The organism is Bacillus sp. FJAT-49736 (genome assembly GCF_018343615.1).
Taxonomy (GTDB): Bacteria; Bacillota; Bacilli; order Bacillales; family Bacillaceae_C; genus Margalitia.
In genome coordinates, this window is the sequence record NZ_JAGYPI010000003.1 from 151,104 (window position 1) to 168,504 (window position 17,401).

General features: G+C 36.3%; 14 protein-coding genes and 1 other annotated feature. Of the genes, 10 read left to right on the forward strand and 4 right to left on the reverse strand.

Annotated features, from left to right (window positions below):
• The first annotated feature begins 2 nt into the window (after window positions 1-2).
• The 5 genes from KHA87_RS16840 (at window position 3) to KHA87_RS16860 (ending at window position 5,602) form a co-directional block, all read left to right on the forward strand.
• Complete coding sequence (locus KHA87_RS16840; protein ID WP_213095348.1) at window positions 3-1,637, forward strand: hypothetical protein; 1,635 nt, start codon at window positions 3-5, stop codon at window positions 1,635-1,637.
• Window positions 1,638-1,855: 218 nt separating this feature from the next.
• Window positions 1,856-2,572 (forward strand): hypothetical protein, encoded by a 717-nt coding sequence (locus KHA87_RS16845; protein WP_249310550.1) that lies wholly within the window; start codon window positions 1,856-1,858, stop codon window positions 2,570-2,572.
• 151 nt (window positions 2,573-2,723) lie between these two features.
• Complete coding sequence (locus tag KHA87_RS16850; protein ID WP_213095349.1) at window positions 2,724-3,299, forward strand: DeoR family transcriptional regulator; 576 nt, start codon at window positions 2,724-2,726, stop codon at window positions 3,297-3,299.
• 28 nt (window positions 3,300-3,327) lie between these two features.
• The gene (locus tag KHA87_RS16855; RefSeq protein ID WP_213095350.1) at window positions 3,328-4,947 is read left to right on the forward strand and encodes a copper resistance protein CopC; all 1,620 of its coding nucleotides are present in this window, start codon (window positions 3,328-3,330) and stop codon (window positions 4,945-4,947) included.
• A gap of 13 nt (window positions 4,948-4,960) precedes the next feature.
• Window positions 4,961-5,602, forward strand: a complete 642-nt coding sequence (locus KHA87_RS16860; RefSeq protein ID WP_213095351.1) for a YcnI family copper-binding membrane protein — start codon at window positions 4,961-4,963, stop codon at window positions 5,600-5,602.
• A gap of 197 nt (window positions 5,603-5,799) precedes the next feature.
• Here the strand turns inward: KHA87_RS16860 and KHA87_RS16865 are convergent, their stop codons facing one another.
• Together KHA87_RS16865 and KHA87_RS16870 are read right to left on the reverse strand one after the other, a co-directional pair.
• A complete protein-coding gene (locus KHA87_RS16865; protein WP_213095352.1) occupies window positions 5,800-6,753 on the reverse strand; it encodes an alpha/beta hydrolase in 954 nt (317 codons plus the stop codon).
• Window positions 6,754-6,876: 123 nt separating this feature from the next.
• Window positions 6,877-8,577, reverse strand: a complete 1,701-nt coding sequence (locus KHA87_RS16870) for a transglutaminase-like domain-containing protein (RefSeq protein WP_213095353.1) — start codon at window positions 8,575-8,577, stop codon at window positions 6,877-6,879.
• A 250-nt stretch (window positions 8,578-8,827) separates the two neighbouring features.
• Here KHA87_RS16870 and KHA87_RS16875 point away from each other — a divergent pair, with 250 nt between their 5' ends.
• The 3 genes from KHA87_RS16875 (at window position 8,828) to KHA87_RS16885 (ending at window position 11,917) form a co-directional block, all read left to right on the forward strand.
• A complete protein-coding gene (locus KHA87_RS16875; protein ID WP_213095354.1) occupies window positions 8,828-9,781 on the forward strand; it encodes a GNAT family N-acetyltransferase in 954 nt (317 codons plus the stop codon).
• Entirely contained in the window at window positions 9,778-10,590 is an 813-nt protein-coding gene (locus tag KHA87_RS16880) for a nucleotidyltransferase domain-containing protein (protein WP_213095355.1), read from the forward strand. Before KHA87_RS16875 ends, KHA87_RS16880 begins: the two co-directional genes overlap by 4 nt.
• A gap of 36 nt (window positions 10,591-10,626) precedes the next feature.
• Window positions 10,627-10,875, forward strand: a binding site (T-box leader).
• A 46-nt stretch (window positions 10,876-10,921) separates the two neighbouring features.
• The gene (locus KHA87_RS16885; protein ID WP_213095356.1) at window positions 10,922-11,917 is read left to right on the forward strand and encodes a tryptophan--tRNA ligase; all 996 of its coding nucleotides are present in this window, start codon (window positions 10,922-10,924) and stop codon (window positions 11,915-11,917) included.
• A gap of 98 nt (window positions 11,918-12,015) precedes the next feature.
• Here KHA87_RS16885 and KHA87_RS16890 read toward each other — a convergent pair whose 3' ends face one another.
• Window positions 12,016-12,522, reverse strand: coding sequence for a hypothetical protein (locus tag KHA87_RS16890; RefSeq protein WP_213095357.1), 507 nt, complete (start codon window positions 12,520-12,522; stop codon window positions 12,016-12,018).
• A gap of 308 nt (window positions 12,523-12,830) precedes the next feature.
• On the opposite strand from KHA87_RS16890, the gene KHA87_RS16895 reads away from it, so the two are divergent.
• Together KHA87_RS16895 and KHA87_RS16900 are read left to right on the forward strand one after the other, a co-directional pair.
• Window positions 12,831-13,226 carry a VOC family protein gene (locus KHA87_RS16895; RefSeq protein WP_213095358.1) on the forward strand — a complete coding sequence of 132 codons (396 nt, stop codon included), beginning with the start codon at window positions 12,831-12,833 and terminating at the stop codon, window positions 13,224-13,226.
• A 260-nt stretch (window positions 13,227-13,486) separates the two neighbouring features.
• Complete coding sequence (locus tag KHA87_RS16900) at window positions 13,487-16,228, forward strand: dynamin family protein (RefSeq protein ID WP_213095359.1); 2,742 nt, start codon at window positions 13,487-13,489, stop codon at window positions 16,226-16,228.
• Window positions 16,229-16,273: 45 nt separating this feature from the next.
• On the opposite strand, the gene KHA87_RS16905 is transcribed toward KHA87_RS16900, so the two are convergent.
• Window positions 16,274-17,338 carry a lactonase family protein gene (locus KHA87_RS16905; RefSeq protein WP_213095360.1) on the reverse strand — a complete coding sequence of 355 codons (1,065 nt, stop codon included), beginning with the start codon at window positions 17,336-17,338 and terminating at the stop codon, window positions 16,274-16,276.
• Between the last annotated feature and the right edge of the window lie 63 nt (window positions 17,339-17,401).

Genomic DNA, 17,401 nt, shown 5'->3' on the forward strand with positions numbered 1-17,401 from the left:
AGATGGGAGATATTCGGACATTAAAGGTTATAGACAAATTTAGTGGAGTTTTTCAACGATTCGGAGTCGATTATCCTGCGATGAGGAAAATTCTGCAGGTAAAACTCATGATGGATCAGCGCAGGGTTCCGACCATCTTTACTCAACAAGGACAGAAGAAGAAAAAGAAAGCTGCTGAAAACGAGGGAAATGGTTTTCTAAAATCGCTTTGGATGTATGCTTTCTTTGGATTATTTACGATTCCTTTCATTGTTATGGGGGAAAATTATCTTTTTCAAATGAGCATCATGTTCGGTTTTGTCATGTTTATCGTGATGACATCCATGATTTCTGACTTTTCAGCGGTTTTGCTCGATATTAGGGACAAAAATATTTTACATACACGACCAATTGATAAGAAAACGATTAGTGCTGCCAAAATGATGCATGTATTCATTTATTTATTTTTCCTAACTGCTTCGATTGTTACCATTCCATTATTAGTAGGACTTTTTAAACATGGGGTATTCTTCTTTCTTTTATCCATCATTCTGATTATGTTATTAGAAGCGTTTATTCTTGTAATAACTGCTTTGATATATATGCTGATCTTGAAATTTTTTGATGGGGAAAAGTTAAAGGATATTATTAACTATGTACAAATTGGTTTGTCATTTTCCATCATGATTGGCTATCAAGTGCTGGGAAGATCCTTTGAGTTTATAAATTTCGATGTTGTACTCTCACCAAAATGGTGGCAGGTATTTATTATCCCAATGTGGTTTGGTGCGCCATATGAATTGATTTTAAACCGACAATTTCATAGTTACTATGTCATCTTCGCTATTCTTGCAATCGTTGTTCCAATTGTGTCCTTTATCATCTATTTACGCTTAGTTCCATCCTTTGAGAAAAATCTGCAAAAGCTTGCCAGCTATAGTGTGAATAAGGAGAAGAAGCGTAGTAAACTTGGAAGCCTAATTATCAATACAATTTGTTCAGGAAAGGAAGAACAGGCATTTTTTCGTTTCGCAAGTTTAATGATGAAAAACGAACGCGATTTTAAGCTAAGAGTTTACCCATCTTTAGGCTTTGCGATCATTTTGCCATTCATCTTTCTCTTTAATTCTCTCAGAGATGGAGGCTTTTCCAGCATCTCTACCGGAAAGGGATATTTGACAATTTACTCTACCATGATTATTATACCGAGCGTCATTACTATGTTGAAATTCTCCGGAAAATATAAAGGAGCCTGGATCTATAAAACAGTGCCGCTCAGTTCTTTATCTCCTTTATTAAAAGGGACCTTAAAGGCATTTTTAGCAAGATTATATCTACCATTATATTTAGTGCTCTGTATCCTGTTCATTGTAGTTTTTGGAGCAAGAGTCATTCCAGATTTAATTTTAGCGTTTTTAATAGCTTCTTTTTATACCATTTTCTGTTTTATTATTTTGAAAAGGACTATTCCTTTTTCCGAAAGCTTTGAGGCGGTAGGTCAAACAGAAAGCTGGAAAATTTTTGTGCTGATGATTCCGATAGCTGCTTTTGCGGGATTACATTATATCAGTACCATGTTTAACTTCGGTGTGTATGTCTTTATTCTCATTATGCTACTTGCAAACCTGTTTTTATGGAGGAAAAGAATAAGTGTATAAACTTCATTGGGAAAGTATTTTAAAAATGCTTTCCTGAAGTGGTGATTTTACTTTATTAACTCTCAATCTTATAATGTAATGGGACAAAAATAATCATTCAGGAAGGAGAATGCCACCTGAAACGCTATATCATTTCACTACTACTAATTGGAACAGTTGCATTATCAGGCTGTGGAGGTGCTGCTCATGTACCTATGTCGCAAATGGAAAATCATAATATGAGCTCCATGCAAGGAAAAGTAACACCTACGAAGGCGGATTGGACCGTTCCAGAAAAAATTCAGGCCAACCAGGATTTTCCGATTTCCATTGTAATTAAGGATAAAAAAGGGAAAATCATACCAAAATTTGATAGGGTTCATGAAAAGCTAATGCATATGATTATTGTAAGCAAGGATTTATCCTATTTTACTCATATTCATCCAGAGTATAAGGGGAATGGAAAGTTCGATATTACGACTTCTTTGCCTGCAGGCGGAGACTATAATATCATTACAGAGTTTACCCCAACAGGCTCTGAGGATAACGGTGTCCAAAGACATTGGATTCATGTTGAGGGGAATCCGCCTGCACCAGTTGTCATGGAACCGGACAAGCATATGACAAAAGTAATTGATGGGAAAAAGGTAACCTTAGAGTTTGATCATATTATGGCGGGAATGGATTTGGATATGAAATTTACCATTCGGGACGCCAATACGAATAAACCAATTACAGATTTAGAGCCGTACATGGGAGCAATGGGACATGCTGTTGCAATCAGCAAGGATTTAAAGGAATATTTGCATATACATCCAATGACCACTAAAAAAACAGGATCAAGTGTTAAGTTCATGATTTATTTTCCAAAAAAAGGTGTATATAAAATCTGGGGACAATTCCAGCAAGACGGAAAAGTGTTTATTGCTCCATTTGTTGTGAATGTAGATATGTAAAGGATGAAAGCTATGCCCGGGTGCATAGCTTTTTTCACAAATATATTTGAAAAAATACAACATTTTTTCACAATTAATCACATAAAATGGGTTGATATCTTATTTTGAAAGAAGTAGTGTATAACATAAGCATGAATATGGGAGGACTGCTATGCTACCTGTCCAAAGACAGCAACAAATCATAACATGGCTTGAAAAAGAAACAACTATTTCCGTCTCCGAGCTCAGTAAAAGACTAAATGTATCAGAAATGACCATTTATCGAGATATTAAACCATTAATTGAACAAAATAAAATTATAAAGACATCAAAGGGCATTTCCTATACACGCAAGCCTGCAATGCATTCTCAAAATTGCACTTATTGTTATAAAGAAGCAAATACCAGACATAGTATGCAAATTATCACCTTAGAGCAAACCATTGAACATACTTGCTGCCCGCATTGTGGATTGCTTAGATATGAGGATATCAAAGAAGAGGTTTCCCAAATTATCTGCAAGGATTTCTTAAGTGGTATCACGATTAGTGCAAAGGTTGCCTATTATTTAATAGGTGCAGATTTTCAAATGAATTGCTGCAGGCCGCAGGCTATAGTCTTTGAATCTTACAAACAGATTGAACAATTTCAAAAGGGGTTTGGCGGTCTTGTCTTTACATTTGAGGAGGCAATTACTCAATTAAAAAATCGGATGAAAAATCCACCTTCCGACCACTGTTCTTCTTGAGTCAAGATATTGTTAGGGGACTGAGAGTATGAGGATAAAACAAGCGTTGCAATGGATCTTATTTGTTTTTATCATGTTATTTTCGATTCCGCATCCATCCTTTGCACACGCGTATATAGTAAAATCTACACCGCAAGAGGATGAAGTTTTACAGAAAGCACCAAAAGATGTTAGCATTCAATTTGATGAGGAAATTCAACCTGGCTTCCGTTCCTTAAAAGTATTGGACCAAACCGGAAAACGCGTTGATCGTAATAATGCCCACATAAATAAAAAAAGTAAAGCTATTTTAGAAGCAAGCTTAAAATCTGATTTGCCAGATGGTACATATACAATTCAATGGAATGTCATTTCGAGTGATGGTCATCCTGTCAATGGAACGATCCCCTTTCAAATAGGGAAATCAGGTGGAAGTGCTGGACTTTCTCAAGCAACTACAAATGGCTATACACCACACGCAGATATGATTATTATTCGATGGCTATTTTATATAAGTTGTTCGTTACTTATCGGATGTCTTTTTTTCTCCTTGTATGTATATAAAGGCACTCCATTTTATTTTTCCAATACGAGCAAGCGGATTTTAAGATATTCCATACAGGGGATGTTTATCAGCATTGTGCTCAGTCTGCCACTACAAACGACGATAGATGCAGGAGTAAACTGGGCGTCAGCTATTAATTTTTCTATGTTACTGGAAACTCTGAAGAGTACATCTTTTGGAATGGTGTGGATACTGCAAATAGCATTGATGATTATTTTATATTTCATAACCTATTACATCATTCATTCCAGTGCAAAACAAAAGTGGGCATATGCAGGAATTCTAGCAGTCCTAGCAATTTTAGCCTCCAAGTCCTTTATCGGTCATGCAACAACCTCATCCAATAAATGGATTGGAATCACAATGGACTTTCTCCATATGTCGTCAGCGGCACTATGGATTGGTAGTTTGCTGGCAATGGTGCTTCTGCTTCGAAAAAAAGATAATGAGTTGATTTATTGGTTAACCATTCAGCGGTTTTCCTATTGGGGAGCAGCCTTTGTAACTGTGATAGTGGGAACTGGTATATATGAGAGTATTCAATTTATCCCTACGCTGAACGCGCTCATCTCTACAGCATATGGCCAAATTATTATTGCCAAAAGCGTGCTCTTACTGCTTATGATTGGGCTTGCACTGTTTAATTTCCTAAGAGGAAGAAGTAAAAACAAAACTCTAGGACCGACAATATGGCTAGAATTCAGTTTTGGAGTTATAGTATTTATCTTAGCGGCCATACTGACCAATCTGCCGACGGGACTTGCGGCTCCAGGAGATGTACAGCAAACTAAGATGACAGAAGATGGCTATTCTATTACCCTTCATATTACACCGAATAAAATTGGCAAAAATGAATTTAAGGTGGATATTTCAAAACGAGGGGCAAAGGTTAAAAACCTTGATCAGATAACATTAACATTAACCTGCCTCGATATGGATATGGGGGATAATACAGTTCAATTTACAAGAAAAGATCTTACCAGCAACAAACCCGTAACAGGCGTTTTAAGTATGGCAGGAAAATGGAAGGTTCATGTTCATGGAATTACAAAATCATTACAAAGTATAGATGAAGACTTCACAATTACAGCGGGAAGTCAATAAAGGAGAAGATAAAATGAAAAAGTTAATCGGTAAAATATCGAAAATAGCAGTACCAACTATTGCAGGACTATTTTTATTTGCAGGGATAGCAAGCGCCCATGTAACAGTTAAGCCAAATGTTTCAGCGCCAGGCGCATGGGAAACCTACACAATCAAAATCCCGGTTGAAAAAGAAGTTCCTACTACAAAAGTTACCCTTAAGATTCCAAACGGGGTAGAGTTTGAGCAATACCAACCCACTCCTGACTGGAAGGTAACAACGAAAAAGGATTCATCCGGTAAGGTAACGATCATTACTTGGGAAGCTACAGGAGAAGGAATCCAGCCAGGTCAATTCCAGCAATTTAATTTTGTTGCGAAAAACCCTGATAAAGAAGGAACAGCAGCATGGGATGCATTCCAATATTATAAAGATGGATCAATTGTAGAATGGACTGGTGATGAAAAATCAGATACGCCACACTCCATCACAAACATTACAACTTCCAATGCTAATGTAACTCAACCAGCAGCACATAGCCACCAAGCAGATGAAAAAGTCAGCACGGAAAAACCGGCAGCGAAAACAAAAGACTCTACCGCCTTCACTCTTTCTATAGTGGCTTTAGTTCTTGCAATCCTTGCTTTTGTAAATTCAGCTCGTAAGAAGAAATAGTCGGGATATTGAGCTCACTCTAGGCTATGAGGAAACCAGATCCTTTATTTGTGACTAAAAGGCTTTTTATTAAATGCTAGAGGACACAGAATTCGTTATACTACAAAAAACAATGATTTTTCTCTGTTTTTTTTGTACATAACGTATCCCGTGTCCTCTTAATCATTCTTTAGGAGTATTTAGAGAAAATAACGGAATCAGTGTCCGCTTATTTCATTAGACTGCTCTAATTGTTGAAATAACCAATTTTGAATAGCAACAAACACATCCAACTTATTTACCTCGTTTAACATCTCATGTCTACCATTTTTGAAGAAGACACTATCAATGTTTCTTAATCCATTCCGTTCATATTGCTCAATGACTTTCCTAACACCCTTTGTATTTCCTCCCACAGGATCTTTTTCTCCACTAAAAATAAAAATTGGCAAATTCTTCGGTATAGATTGAATGGTACTGTTTTGATGGATTTTTTCTATTCCTGATATTAAATCATGGAAAAATCCCGAGCTGCAAACAAAACCACAGAAAGGATCATTTATATATTTGTCGACCGCGGATGAGTCGCTGCTCAACCAATCAAACTCCGTATTTGGGTTAGAGATGCTTTTATTGTAATTGCCAAAAGTAAGGCGATTCATCAGAGGACTGGGTGTTGTAGGACCATTTTTCCGCATTTCTCTTTGTGCTAGCATTTTTCCAATCTTGCCAAGCAAACCGGCACTGCCTCCGGTACCGGATATAATTACCCCTTTAATGGAATCACCGTACTTTTGAATATATCTTCTTGCCAAAAATGACCCCATACTATGTCCGAATAGGAATATCGGGACTTTCGGATAGTCATGTTGAATAACTTGATTTATTTCATAAAGATCGTCGACAACCCTTTCAAATCCATCTCCATCACTAAAATATCCGTGCAACCCAGCCTTTTCACCTGTGTGACCATGGCCGCGATGATCATTACCGTACACAAAAATCCCCTTTGACACTAAAAATCTTGCAAACTCATCATATCTTTCAATATGCTCCGCCATGCCGTGGGATAATTGCAGAATGGCGTATGGAGGAAGGTTTTCTTGTTTCCATGATTTTAAAAAAACTTCGATATTATCATTCATCATTACCCAACTGGATTCTATCCTCATACGAATGCCACCTTTAACATAGTTAAGTCTATTTTACTGTTTTAAGAGCATTAGTAAACTTAAATTATTGATAATAAAGATTTTTAAATAGATAGGATGATTGCCTTCTCAGCTGACATATGCTTAATAACTTACACCTGTACGAGTATGTGTTTTATTAAATTCCTTCATGTCAGGATCAAAATATGTTGCTGTGAATTTAGGAACAAACTGGCCATCTTTTAAATAGCCTGCCCCCCATGTTGGATCCATTGTCAACCAGCTGCCGTCCATATTCACTTCTACCCATGCGTGTTTCTCTGGCCACAGCTGACCAGCCATTCCTTCTACAAATCTAGCTTCCATACCACTAGCTCTTAGTAGCGCAATCGTTAAATAGGCATAATCTTGACATACACCGGATTTTAAGTCGAGTGTTTTTAAAGCACTGTCATCCCATTGAAACTCTGCATTCTTGTATTTCTTCACGTCGTAACGAATATTTTTCGCGACATAATCATAGATGGCTTTTGCTTTTTGACGGTTTGAACTTTTACCTTTTGTAAGCTCCTCTGCCAGTTCTTTGATTTGGGGAGCATCTGATTGAACTCCACGTGAAGGAAGAAGATTCCTTTCATCTTTAGGGAAGTTTGAGGTAACCTCAAAACTTGCAACACCAAAATATCGGAAGTAACTACTATTTTCCTCTTTGATTTCAGGTACACTTATCGTCACTTTATATGTTCCTGGACCAAATCTTAAATAAAATGAATCATCAAATTTAAAATCCTTAACAGGAATGACATCTAAGGCTTCATCCTCCCCCTTTTTGGTTGAGATATAAATATGTGTTGTTTTAGAGGCAAACGTTGCATCAGGGTCAATGGAGCCTTTAATGTTAAAGGTTTCCTCTGATTCTTCCCCTCCAAATAGAGGATATTCAAGTGTTACGCCACGTTCTGAATAAGTAGTAGTATATTCGATTGGCTCCATTTTCTGGTCAGACTTATTATCTATTAAAATCGTTGTTGCAGATTGATAATAATGTTCACGTTCTTTATCTGGAACTAATACCTCAAGCTTGTGTACCCCTAGACCATAATATAAAGGGACATCGTATGAAAATTTTCCATTTTTGATCGGAACAATCTGCTTCCATGTTTGTGCATCCTTACTAAGGGTAATCATCAAGGTATCCTTGTCTGTTAATTCTCCTGCTTTTCCTGTTAATTTGAAAATCCCATTCTCTTCAACAAAGCTAGAATCTAAATGGATGTTTAGTCCGGCCATTTGTCCAAAAGGAGTATACGTCACATCCCGTTGAGGCTGAGGATTTACATTTTCAACTTCAAATTCGGCCGTATCATAGTAATAATTTTCGCGGTCTGTACTAGGAAGTTGAACGAGTATACGATATTCTCCTTCTCCATTAAAAAAGTGAATAACCTGTTTGAACTTCCCTTCTTGAATAGGTGCGTAATATTCATACTGATCCCCAGCAGGACCACCATTCTTAGAATAAACTTTAATCCAAGCATACTCAGATTTTAATTGGGTGTACTTTTCAATAGCACCTTCCACTGTAACTTTTCCATTCACCGCAAATTTCTTATGTTCCGGATTCATAAGCGATGCGCCAATTTCTTTACTATAGGAAGTCAGCTCGAGTGGCTCAAGTTCCATTTCTTTATTTTTTTCCTCGACAAGCTTTTCATATTTATTTTCCTGTACTTTTGAGGCTTTAGTACCTGAATCACTAGGTTTCGCAATACTGCAAGCGGACAGGATAAAGATACAGCTCAATAAACTGAATAAGGATGAAAAAGTTCTTTTTTTACGATTCATTACTTCTCCCCCAAATTTAAATGGTTAGATAAATTTACGATTAAGAGATAGTTAAGTTTCTAAGTATAAATTCCTACTTTTTGGATTGAAGGTATGATTAAAGACCTAATTTGCTGTGGCAATTAAAGTCTAGAGTTCTAATTGTATTAAAGTACAACCAGTTCTAGAAGGAATATGGTTAAGGATAAAGAAATTAAATAAAGAGATGTGTAAAATTTTTTAAGAGATCTTAATAAAGGGAGAATCATGTATGGTTGGAACAAATGTTTGGCCATTCCATAACTCATATACCAGTAAAACAGTGCAACTAATAAATGAAAATGCGAGCTATCATAATATAAAACACAAAACAACAATAGAAGAATTTAACCAATTCTTAGATGAGCCAGGTGAAGAGATTAGGGAGAATACCTTTGTTGTTTTGGACGGGGAGAAAGTAATTGCATATCAATCCTTATGCTTTATCAAGAGTGATGAGTTTATTAATGTTTATAGTTATGGAACCGTTCATTATCAGTATAGAAGACAAGGGATAGGTTCTTTGCTCTTAACACACACTTTAATGCACTTAAAAGAGCGAGCTGAAAAGGAAAATATCAAAATAATCTACAATCATATGGTTTGGTTGAATATAGATGGCCAGAATCAATTAGCAATAAAATTTAAACTGGCGAAGTATACGGACTTGCTTTCCTATAATTGGAGGAAATCTAATATTCCAATTCCACTGCCTGTATTGCCAAAGGGGTATTCCTTTAAAAGGCCAACCACGGAAGATGCTGAATACTGGGCAAAAATAGATAACGAAGCTTTTTCATGGCGAAAAAATAAAAGTGAAATTCAAAAGGAAAATGTAATCTTTGAGTTTAATAGTCTGGAGTTTTCACCGGATTTCTATATTCTTTGCTTAAATGAAAGAAGGGAACCTGTTGGTTTTATTTGCGGAAAGGAGGAAGGACCACAACGCGGAGTTATTTCTACATTAGCTGTCCTTCCGGATTATCAAGGAGTAGGAATAGGTAAGGCATTGCTGAGTGAGATAATGAATAGAATGCAGGAACATGATATTAATCACATTCGTTTATCTGTCGATGCTAATAATCCGACTTCCGCAATACAATTATATGAGAAATCTGGCTTTAAAATGGGAAAAAGGATCATTCATTATATTTACGAAATGGATCCGAGAAAGGGGCTTCTATGATACCAACAATTGTTAACAGTATAATGCAAGATTATAGTGATTTGCTTCAGGAACAACTTCCTAGTTGCATAGAAGGAATTTACCTTCATGGTTCGGTTGCCCTAAATTCTTTTGATGATTCCAGTGATATAGATTTTATAACTGTGATAAATCGTTGCTTAAAGAAAGAAGAGATTTATGCGCTGGGGGAAATTCATCAATTTATTGCTGCGAAATATAGGAAGCCGGAAATGGACGGAATGTATGTACAGCAGATGGACATTGGAAAAAATAATGAAAATAGCCCTACACCTTTTTATAATGGTGGGGAGATGCATCCAACTAATGCTTTTAATCTTAATCCCATTACGTGGTGGACACTAAAATATCATGGAATACGAGTCATTGGCCGATCTATTGAAGCATTAAAAATAGAGGTAACAGAGGAAGATTTGGTTCAATATGTTGATAAAAACATGAATTCCTATTGGAAAAACCGTGTGGAAATGATTGGAAATATCGATTTCACCACTATACCGGATGATTTAGTGGATCAGGAAATAGAGTGGTCTATTTTGGGCGTTTTAAGACAATATTATACAATAAATGAACAGAAAATCATCTCGAAGGCAGGAGCAGGAAAATATGCATTGACAAAGCTTCCAAGTAAATGGAGTAATATCATACAAGAAGCGATTCGAATACGCGAAAAAGTAGGGGAGACTTATTATCCTAATCGAGAAGAAAAAATTGCGGATTCTTTAAGCTTTCTCACCTTTTTAATGGACCGATGCAATGCCTTATTAATGGAAAGGGATGTAGTATTGTAATTTTCGTGGAAAAGTCGTAAAATTATTGATAGAAAATATGTAGCTATGACGAAGAAGAGTAAGTATAGGAAACACTTTAGAGAGCTGATGGATGGTGAAAATCAGTGTGGGACTTTTACTGAATGGGCTTCCGAGCTTCTGGGCTGAACTAATAGTAGGCTTAGCGGATAGGTCTTACCGTTAAAAGAGACAACGCATCGAAATAAATATTTCCGTGCGATTTAAGTGCGTTTATCTGTTTGGATAGACGAATGAAGGTGGCACCACGGGCTTCCCGTCCTTTTTTGGATGGGGGCCCTTTTTGTGTTTCGAAATTATAGGAGGTTTTACAATGAAGACAGTATTAACAGGAGTTAAGCCAACAGGAAAGATTCATTTAGGAAATTATATTGGTGCAATCAAGCCAGCACTGCAATTAGCGAAGAATCCAGAATACCTGCCGATATACTTTGTGGCAGATTATCATGGTCTAACAAAAACGCAAAATGCAGAGGAGCTACGCAAACTTTCTGTTGGTGTGGCAGCAGCATGGTTAGCACTTGGGCTTGACCCTGAGAAGGTAATATTCTATCGCCAATCGGATATACCGGAGATTTTTGAACTATCTTGGATACTTGCATGCTTTTCTCCAAAGGGATTGATGAATCGCGCGCATGCTTATAAATCAATCGTTGAGCAAAATAAACAGGCAGGTAAGGAAGTAGATGACGGTGTTAACATGGGACTATTTACGTATCCAATTTTGATGGCGGCTGATATCTTAATGTTTCAAACGGATATGGTTCCAGTTGGTAAAGACCAAATTCAGCACGTTGAAATTGCTCGTGATATTGCAGAATACTTTAATAAAAATTATGGAGAAACATTCATTTTACCTGATTTTAAAGTGGATGATGAAACGGCTGTTCTTCCGGGGTTGGATGGCAGAAAGATGAGCAAAAGCTATAACAATACTATCCCATTATTTGAAGATGCAAATACCCTTTACAAATTAATTAAAAAAATCAAAACGGATTCGACTCCGCCAAATGAAGCGAAGGATCCAGACCAATCTATTATATTCGATTTATACAAGGAATTTGCTACTCCTGAACAAATCCAAAAGATGAGAGAAGCGTATGGAAACGGCATCGGCTGGGGAGATGCTAAAAAGGACTTATTCGAAGTCATGAATTCTTATCTAGAGGAGCCGCGTGAAAAATACAATGAGCTTATGGCAAATCCGGATAAGGTTAATGATATTCTTCTTGCTGGTGCGGAAAAGGCAAGGCAAAAAAGCACTCCGTTTATGAAAGAAATTCGGAGCAGGATTGGATTAATGAAATAGTAAGAGGGTATTAGAGGGGGAATGCTGCCATAAGTGAGATGACACTTCCCCTGCCAATTTTCCTTAACATATCGTGTTTGGTAGTGAGAAAATTATTTTTAACAATCAAATATATCGACTATTCGATCTGCCCTTATTCTTTTTTGACATAATAAAATCAGTTGATCGAAAAATGGAGATACTTCTTGTAAGTTTTCCGGGATTGGTATTTGAATGTCCGTAGACCCGAATAATTGTTTAAAATAAGCCTTCCGTTCCTGATTTTTACCGTCTCGCTTTAAAGGATTATATCTCCAGGTAATAACCGTTTTGCTCTTAAGTATACTTATATTTTGCAGTTCCGCTAAGGTTGTTGACTTATTCTGAGGATAAATAACTAAATAATATCGGTCATTTCGATGCCAATCTATAAATAATAGAAAATAGCCAGGTTCGTCGGGTTTATATATATGATAGCCCGCAATAATATGCTTTCCATTTGTCCATTGATGGAATCCATGTATAATTCCATCCTCGACTTCCATTTTTTTGATTTCATAAGAAGTTGGCTTTTTTAGGTAATGATCGATTTGCTTACAGATATCAATGGCAATTTTTTTCTCCATTTTTCTTTCCCTCCTATTTTTAATATAGATAATGTAAATAGAAAAGGGAAGATGAGCTTTGTCTTTCATGACTAAAAAATATATAATTTTTTTTAGCAAGGCCCTTTTCTTATAAGATAGTTTTTAGAAAAGCATCTTATCAGGATGACTAACCCTTTGAAGAAAAGATGCCTCAGGGCTGATACTGCCTTAGAATTAATAACCATCCAGGAAAAGAAATAAGTTAAAATCAGCTTTTGGATTTTAACAATCTATTCGAAAACTGCTTTTAGACATTATTGTTGTATGAGAATACAAGGAGGAGAACGATGAACAAGATTATCCCTCGACTAATTATTGAAAATTGCAAGGAAGCTATAGAATATTATGCTGAAGTTTTTAATGCAGAAATTAAAAACATTCAGCTTGCAGATGGAGTGGAAATGTTTAAAGGGCATGAAGGGAAATATATACATGCGGAATTGCATCTTAATGAAAACTATGCCATCTACTTTAATGACATATTTGGAAATGAATCCAATAAAGGAACAAATATAATCATGGGCATCGATTTTGAAAGTGAAGAGGAAATACGAAATGTATATGAGAAATTGTCTAAAGACGGGAAAGTAACGATGGAGCTTCAGTTAACATTTTGGAATGCTCTGTATGGGAAAGTAACGGATAAATACGGAATACATTGGGAATTAAATTACCAAAGATAGATGAGTATGCCGAAGATGGCATACTTTTTTATTTTTTTTAAAGCTAGCTCGGTACCTAACCCAGTGATAACTTTGAAAAAAATAGTCTTTGTCTTGTGCATTTGTTATGAAACAGACATATTTCTGTATAACAATTGAAAGGAAAATGAAATTAAACGCATAAAGTACTTTGTTACAATAATAAGATAGAATTGGAGCAGTCCTCTAGATAATACTCTTTTGCATTTACACAAAAAAATAGTACACCGGGGGTTCAAAAAATGACATTAGAGGAATATTTGATTCATAAAACCTATTATAAGGCTACATATATAAATGAAAAAGAAGAAAGAGAGCCGATCCAGGTTCTTGGAGATGCATATGTTTTAGAGCAGCAAAACGAGCTGCCGGACCTTTCTTATATTCGTTATGCCCAGGGAGAATTATATTTTCATTATAAAGATTTTGAGGCAGCAATATTTAAGTGGGAAAACATAAAAAATGAGCTTCGGCCATGGGCTAGAAAAAATATGGCGGATGCATATGTGGAACTTGGTTTAGCAAAGGATGCTGAGGACATTTACAAATCAATCAAATCAGACTCAACTACTCTGCAAATGGAAGTTCTTCTGCAGCTTTTTTCTTTATATATAAATCAGGGGCAAATCGATTTGGCAGACAGGACATTGAAGGAAGCCGTTTCTTTGAATCCTGACTATCCGAATGTTACAGAAATCGCCCGTGCTTTTTATGAAAAACAGGAAATGGTACAGGATGCTGTACAGCTTGCTGTAAGTGAAGCGATACGAACGGAGTCTATTACATGGTTTCAATGTGTCGTTAGATATGTAAAAAAGGGGTGGACGACAACATATCCTCCAAACTTTTTCAGAGATTTCATCAAGGCGGTTTACGACGTGGAACAAAGCAGCTTTGAACAAACTCTCATATCGCTTTGGGAAAGTTATAGCGAGGAAGATTGCTATTTAGAGTGGCTGAATATGCTTGGTAGTATCCTTTTAGATTTGGAATTGAAGGAAAACAGTCGTATATCTTCCCTATATAAAGAAACTTACTTCCACTTACTAGAAGGTCAATATTTTATAAAAGAAATTTCAGGAATCGTTCCTGACCTTATAACAAATTGGCTAAAAATATCAAGTTCATCGGATAAAATCTTTGTAGCATCTGCAATTTTAGCATGGAATGAAGTGTATCCATCCAGCCTGGATCCTTCTGTTATATCAGATGCGGAGTACAATATTTGTCAGGCAAAAAGTGCGGATGAGGTATTCACACATAGTCTACGGCTATTTAAAGCTATTGCTAGATGGTCAGGTGATCATGAGCTGGAAGTATCAGAAAGAACGAAATGGATGGTACAACAATTAATGGATGAGGATGCTCATCACCTAATGGTTATTGGACCAACTGGGAATGGTAAATCATCCTTTATTAACTCCATTCTTGGTGGAAATATTTTAAAGCCATCTACATCATCCATTGTTTTATTTAAGAATAGCGATGTATTAGATATCCAGGAAGTGAGAGAGGAAAGTGTAGAAAAAATAGCAGACATTTCCGATTTTCAGGCTTCCACTGCATCTCAACTTCAAATGAAGTTAATTGATTTCAAAATGCCTAACAAATTTTTAAGTGAAAATGAGATTGCCGTAATAGATTCACCTAGTTTTCAAGGGAATTCAAAGGGTAGAAATGATTATTTCCACTATTTGACGCTCGCAGATAGTCTATTATTTGTATTGAATGCGAATGTTCCTTTTACAGATAAAGAATGTGATATTTTATTGCAAATTCAAAAATTCATGCCTGGCCTCCCAATACACTTTGTATTAAATAAAATTGATACCATATATAGTGAGCGAGAAGTTAATAGAATAATAGAAGAAACGGAGTCAAGATTATCCGAGTATTTTCCGGGTGCACAGGTGTATCCGTATTCTTCCGTATATGAAAGTGATGAGCAATTAAGCCAATTAAGTGAATTTATAAAGACGGCAATACATTCGGTAAATAGAGAGCAGGGAAGGACGGAGAATCTTTTATATTTAATCCGTCATTTGATTTCAGAGCTTTTAGAAAAACGAGTAAAAATGGAAAACGAAATGGTGGAAGCAATTAGCTGGAAAGAGGATATTGTTGGCAGACTAAGCGGTGCACGTCATCAGCTTCAAGATCTGAAGGGTGAGAAGACTCAGCAGATACAAACGGAGTATCAAATTATTGTTGAAGAAATTAGAAATGAAATCATTAGTACCATTCCGTCCATTTTGAAGGGTTGTACGGACTTTATTAAAGAGGACAGCGATTTCCGAAGAATTCATAGTGAGCTTAATGATGAGATGAATAATAGAGTTCATGACTATCTTTATCAAGATGTTTTACCAAAATACTATGGCCACCTGAAAAAATGGATTTCACGTTCCCAAGGGGAATTCAATCAATGCAAGGAATATCTTGATGAAATGTGTGAGGGCTTCAACCATCTGTATGGGGAAGCAAAATTAAAATTAGAGTTTGATTTTCGGGTAATAGATGACTGGAGCCGGGATGCAGATCGAATGACCAATTCCGTAAGGCTAGAGAAAATTAATATTTTATCTCGAAATACCCCAACTCAACTTTTACTAAAGGGTGCAGGAAAGCTGTTTGGTGCCATTCAGCAAAATAAAACGATGCTTTATACGAAGTATAAAAACATGGTCGAAAATGAGGACTACTACGAAACTTCCGTCATTATCGCCAATAAATTTATGCACCAATTTGATCTGTTTGAAAAGGGCTTAGAACGAGATATCACTATGTTCTTTAAAGAGCCGCTAACAATGATGGACCAACTTATAGAACAAACACATGAAAAAATAAATAACCAGCATAATACTTTGCAAAATCTAAGAGCAAATCCTCAAAAATATCAAGACCCTTTAACTTTGTTTGAGATTAGACTAAGACAATTTGAATGGATGTTTGATGCAGCTAAGGAAATACAACCTATATATTAACATCATGGAATAATTGGAAAAAGGCAGCTGCTAAGCTGCCTTTTCTTACATACTATAATGAAAAAACTTCACACAAACTGGATAAGGAACTGAAATATCAGACTGTAATAGGGTCAATTTGCCAGATTCAATGTCTCTTGAATATAGAACGAGATTTCCAGATTCCTCATTGGAGACAACGAGAAATTTCTCAGTGGGATCTAAGACGAAATCTCGCGGCCAAGAACCTTCCGTTGAAACATGTTCTACAAAAGTAAGCCTTCCTGTATCTTGGTGAACGCTAAAAACGGCAATCGAGTCATGCCCGCGATTAGCAGCATATACAAAGCGGCCGTCAGTGGTAACATGTATAGCGCTCCCTTGACTGTTTTCTGTAAAGCCCTCTGGTATAGCAGATATATATTGCAATTCCTTAAAGCTTCCATCCTCTACATTATATTCCAGAACAATAACTTCAGAGCTTAACTCGGTCATTAAATAAGCGTATTTCCTATTTGGGTGAAATTCCAAATGTCTTGGACCACTGCCGGGATTAACAGATAAACTGCAAACCTCCGTTAAAGATTTATCATCTATTTTGTAAGTAATTAATGCATCAATTCCTAAATCGATCACAACAGCATATTTTTCATCAGGTGTAAAGCCAGCATAATGGGTATGAGGCTTTTCCTGTCTCTCCGGATTCGGACCGGAACCATGATGTTCAATAATAGAAAATGCAGGTTGAATACTACCATCATCGTTTGTAATGTATGCCTCTACGGTACCTTTATGATAATTTGCTGATAGAACAAAATGGTTATTGCTATTGGTACTAACATGACAAGGGGAAGCCCCTGGTAACAATTCTTTATTGTTTAGCTTCAGAGCTCCTGAGTCATCTGAAATCGAGTATGATGCAATTCCACCTTTTTCTCCTTCCTTTACAACCGAATAAAGAAATTGGTTATTCTTACTAAGAGCGACGTAGGTAGGATTAGCGAGTTCAGCAACGAGTTTTATATCACTCAATTTTTTATTTTCTGCATCTAAGGTGAATGAATAGATTCCTTTGCTGTCTCCCTTTGTATATGTGCCTACATAGCCTACAAACCTATTTTGACTCCTCAAATTTTCCACTCCTTTTAGTAAATCATTGTAACTAAATTGAAAGTGATTTTTTCTGTAGAACCC

Bases quoted from the DNA above. Each gene is read 5' to 3' on its own strand.
- KHA87_RS16855 (WP_213095350.1), top strand. From the start codon at position 3,328: ATGAGGATAAAACAAGCGTTGCAATGGATCTTATTTGTTTTTATCATG.
- KHA87_RS16850 (WP_213095349.1), top strand. From the start codon at position 2,724: ATGCTACCTGTCCAAAGACAGCAACAAATCATAACATGGCTTGAAAAA.
- KHA87_RS16895 (WP_213095358.1), top strand. From the start codon at position 12,831: ATGAACAAGATTATCCCTCGACTAATTATTGAAAATTGCAAGGAAGCT.
- KHA87_RS16865 (WP_213095352.1), bottom strand. From the start codon at position 6,753: ATGAGGATAGAATCCAGTTGGGTAATGATGAATGATAATATCGAAGTT.
- KHA87_RS16845 (WP_249310550.1), top strand. From the start codon at position 1,856: ATGAGCTCCATGCAAGGAAAAGTAACACCTACGAAGGCGGATTGGACC.
- KHA87_RS16870 (WP_213095353.1), bottom strand. From the start codon at position 8,577: ATGAATCGTAAAAAAAGAACTTTTTCATCCTTATTCAGTTTATTGAGC.
- KHA87_RS16880 (WP_213095355.1), top strand. From the start codon at position 9,778: ATGATACCAACAATTGTTAACAGTATAATGCAAGATTATAGTGATTTG.
- KHA87_RS16890 (WP_213095357.1), bottom strand. From the start codon at position 12,522: ATGGAGAAAAAAATTGCCATTGATATCTGTAAGCAAATCGATCATTAC.
- KHA87_RS16860 (WP_213095351.1), top strand. From the start codon at position 4,961: ATGAAAAAGTTAATCGGTAAAATATCGAAAATAGCAGTACCAACTATT.
- KHA87_RS16900 (WP_213095359.1), top strand. From the start codon at position 13,487: ATGACATTAGAGGAATATTTGATTCATAAAACCTATTATAAGGCTACA.
- KHA87_RS16885 (WP_213095356.1), top strand. From the start codon at position 10,922: ATGAAGACAGTATTAACAGGAGTTAAGCCAACAGGAAAGATTCATTTA.
- KHA87_RS16840 (WP_213095348.1), top strand. From the start codon at position 3: ATGGGAGATATTCGGACATTAAAGGTTATAGACAAATTTAGTGGAGTT.
- KHA87_RS16875 (WP_213095354.1), top strand. From the start codon at position 8,828: ATGGTTGGAACAAATGTTTGGCCATTCCATAACTCATATACCAGTAAA.